This window comes from Neisseria sp. P0008.S010, assembly GCF_051962715.1.
In the GTDB taxonomy this organism is placed as follows: domain Bacteria; phylum Pseudomonadota; class Gammaproteobacteria; order Burkholderiales; family Neisseriaceae; genus Neisseria; species Neisseria elongata.
The window spans coordinates 1-259 of sequence record NZ_JBQCVA010000339.1 but is presented as its reverse complement, the minus strand read 5'-3'; the positions used below and the strand labels follow the sequence as shown (position 1 = coordinate 259).

The window sequence follows — 259 nt, the reverse complement described above, 5'->3', positions numbered from 1 at the left end:
CAGCTATCTCCAGGTTCGATTGGAATTTCTCCGCTACCCACACCTCATCCCCGCACTTTTCAACGTGCGTGGGTTCGGGCCTCCATTCAGTGTTACCTGAACTTCACCCTGGACATGGGTAGATCACCTGGTTTCGGGTCTACGACCACGTACTAAACGCCCTATTCAGACTCGCTTTCGCTGCGGCTCCGCCTCTTCAGCTTAACCTCGCACGGGATCGTAACTCGCCGGTTCATTCTACAAAAGGCACGCCATCACC

Annotated in this window: 1 rRNA gene; it reads right to left on the bottom strand. The window is 54.8% G+C overall.

What is annotated here, in order from left to right:
• Positions 1 to 259, bottom strand: a 23S ribosomal RNA gene (locus ACTHSL_RS13845); the annotation flags it as partial.